We start from the raw sequence: 2911 nt of genomic DNA, 5'->3' as shown, positions 1-2911 counted from the left end.
GTCTTGCCATGGTCCACGTGACCAATCGTGCCAATGTTGCAGTGCGGCTTGTTCCGCTCAAACTTTTCCTTGGCCATTTTTCTTAGCTCCTGTCCCCCAAACGGGGTCCTTTGGTGTTGGGGGTTTGGTTAGGCGTACTTCTTGATCACTTCGTCGGCGACGTGTTGCGGCACCGGGTCGTAGTGATCGTACTGCATGGTGAACTGGGCGCGGCCCTGAGACATGCCCCGCAGGTTGTTCACGTAGCCGAACATGTTGGCCAGCGGCACCATGGCGTTGACCACGATGGCGTTGCCCCGCACGTCCTGGCCCTGGATCATGCCGCGGCGGCTGTTCAGGTCGCCGATGACCGAACCCAGGTACTCTTCCGGGGTCACGACCTCGACGGCCATGATCGGCTCGAGCAGCTTGGGCGAGCCCTTCTCGCGCAGCTCCTTGAAGGCGGCGCGCGACGCGATTTCGAACGCCAGCACCGAGGAGTCCACGTCGTGGAAGGCGCCGTCGATCAGGGTCGCCTTGAAGTCGATCAGCGGGAAGCCGGCCAGCAGGCCGTTTTCCTTGGCCGATTCCAGGCCCTTCTGGACGCCCGGGATGTATTCCTTGGGCACCGCGCCGCCGACGATGGCGCTTTCGAACTGGAAGCCCGAGCCCGGCTCGCCCGGCTCGAACACCAGCTTGACGCGGGCGAACTGGCCCGTGCCGCCGGTCTGCTTCTTGTGCGTGTAGTCGATCTCGGCGCGCTTGCCGAGGGACTCGCGATAGGCCACCTGCGGCGCGCCGATGTTGGCCTCGACCTTATAGGTGCGCTTCAGGATGTCGATCTTGATGTCCAGGTGCAGCTCGCCCATGCCCTTCAGGATCGTCTGACCGCTCTCGTGGTCGGTCGAGACGGTGAAGGACGGGTCCTCCGAGGCCAGCTTGGCCAGGGCCACGCCCAGCTTCTCCTGGTCGGCCTTGGACTTGGGCTCCACGGCGATCTCGATGACCGGCGCGGGGAACTCCATCTTCTCAAGGATGACCGGCGAGCGGGTCGGGTCGCACAGGGTGTCGCCGGTGCGGGTGTCCTTCAGGCCGGCCAGGGCGACGATGTCGCCGGCATAGGCTTCCTTGATGTCCTCGCGGTTGTTGGAGTGCATCAGCAGCATACGGCCGACGCGCTCCTTCTTGTCGCGCGTGGAGTTCATCAGGCCCATGCCCGTCTCCATCTTGCCGGAATAGATGCGGCAGAAGGTGAGCGAGCCCACGAACGGGTCGTCCATGATCTTGAAGGCCAGAACCGACAGGGGCTCGTCGTCCGAAGCCTTACGCACCACCGGCTCTTCGGTCTTGTAGTCGATGCCCGGGGTCGGCGGGATGTCCACCGGCGAGGGCAGGTAGTCGACCACGGCGTCGAGCAGGGTCTGAACGCCCTTGTTCTTGAAGGCCGAGCCGCACAGGATCGGATAGAAGGCGCCGGTCAGCACCGCCTTGCGGATGCACTTCTTGATCGTCTCTTCGGACGGCTCATTGCCCTCGAGGTAGGCTTCCATGGCCTCGTCGTCGAGCTCGACGGCGTTCTCGATCAGGTACTGGCGGGCCTCCACGGCCTTGTCCATCAGGTCGGCCGGGATCTCCTCGTCACGGTAGGACGCGCCCAGCTGGTCGTTGTCCCAGATGACCGCCTTCATGCGCACCAGGTCGACCAAGCCCGTCAGCGAGCTTTCGGCGCCGATCGGGAACTGGATCGGCACGGCCTTGGCGCCCAGACGGTCGCGGATCGACTCCACCGACTTGTCGAAGTCGGCGCCGAGCTTGTCCATCTTGTTGACGAAGACGATGCGCGGAACCTTGTACTTGTCGGCCTGACGCCAGACCGTTTCGGTCTGCGGCTCGACGCCGGCGTTGCCGTCCAGCACCGTCACCGCGCCGTCCAGCACGCGCAGCGAACGCTCAACCTCGATGGTGAAGTCCACGTGGCCGGGCGTGTCGATGATGTTGAGGCGCTTGTCCTTCCAGAAGGCGGTCGTCGCGGCCGAGGTGATGGTGATGCCGCGTTCCTGCTCCTGCTCCATCCAGTCCATGGTCGCGGCGCCGTCGTGGACTTCGCCGATCTTGTGGGACTTGCCGGTGTAGAAAAGGATGCGCTCGGTCGTCGTGGTCTTGCCCGCATCGATGTGGGCCATGATCCCGAAGTTCCGATAGTCTTCGATCTTGTGCGTGCGGGGCATTGGGAAAGCCTTGGGGGAGGGTCTTAAGGAAGCGCGGGGGGCGGTCTAAACCAATCCCCCCGCGCCGGAAAGCGACAGCATTGCGACGGGGGGCCGGATACGGCCCCGCCGCTTACCAGCGGTAGTGCGAGAACGCCCGGTTGGCCTCGGCCATCTTGTGGGTGTCTTCGCGCTTCTTCACCGCCGAGCCGCGGTTGTTGGCGGCGTCCAGCAGCTCGCCGGCCAGCTTCTCGGTCATGGTGTTTTCGCTGCGGTTGCGCGCGGCGTTGACCAGCCAGCGGATGGCCAGGGCGCGGCGGCGCTCCGGGCGCACTTCCACCGGCACCTGATAGGTGGCGCCGCCGACCCGGCGGGAGCGCACCTCGATGGCGGGGGCGACGTTGTCGAGCGCGCTGTGGAAGGTCTCCAGCGCGTTCTGCTCGCGGCGCTTCTGCTCCAGGATGTCGAAGGCGCCGTAGACGATGTTCTCGGCGACGGCCTTCTTACCTTCGTACATCACGTAGTTCATGAACTTGGTGACGACGAGGTCCCCGAACTTGGGATCCGGGAGGACTTCACGCTTCTCTGCGCGACGGCGGCGGGACATGGGTGTTCTCTTCTCTTCTTATCGCGCGGTTTGACTTACTTCGGACGCTTGGCGCCGTAGAGCGAGCGGCGCTGGCGGCGGTCCTTGACGCCCTGGGTGTCCAGCACGCCGCGCAGGA

3 protein-coding genes and 1 pseudogene are annotated in these 2911 nt (G+C 64.8%); all 4 read right to left on the bottom strand.

Annotated elements, in window-relative coordinates:
- Positions 1 to 77, bottom strand: a 77-nt coding sequence (locus tag Q0812_RS11275) for a hypothetical protein (protein WP_245158267.1), incomplete at its 3' end; no start/stop codon positions are given.
- Between the two features lie 51 nt (positions 78 to 128).
- Positions 129 to 2207, bottom strand: a complete 2079-nt coding sequence (gene fusA / locus Q0812_RS11270) for an elongation factor G (protein ID WP_302110432.1) — start codon at positions 2205 to 2207, stop codon at positions 129 to 131.
- 112 nt (positions 2208 to 2319) lie between these two features.
- Positions 2320 to 2793, bottom strand: a complete 474-nt coding sequence (rpsG, locus tag Q0812_RS11265; protein ID WP_302110431.1) for a 30S ribosomal protein S7 — start codon at positions 2791 to 2793, stop codon at positions 2320 to 2322.
- 35 nt (positions 2794 to 2828) lie between these two features.
- Positions 2829 to 2911: pseudogene (rpsL, locus tag Q0812_RS11260) on the bottom strand (30S ribosomal protein S12); the annotation flags it as partial.

This window comes from Peiella sedimenti (assembly GCF_030504955.1).
Classification (GTDB): domain Bacteria; phylum Pseudomonadota; class Alphaproteobacteria; order Caulobacterales; family Caulobacteraceae; genus Brevundimonas; species Brevundimonas sedimenti.
Note: the sequence above shows the minus strand (reverse complement) of the source record. Positions and strands in the feature narration are given on the sequence as shown.

What these genes read in the sequence shown, in the direction of transcription:
- fusA (WP_302110432.1), bottom strand. Translation starts at nt 2,207, where the DNA reads ATGCCCCGCACGCACAAGATCGAAGACTATCGGAACTTCGGGATCATG.
- rpsG (WP_302110431.1), bottom strand. Translation starts at nt 2,793, where the DNA reads ATGTCCCGCCGCCGTCGCGCAGAGAAGCGTGAAGTCCTCCCGGATCCC.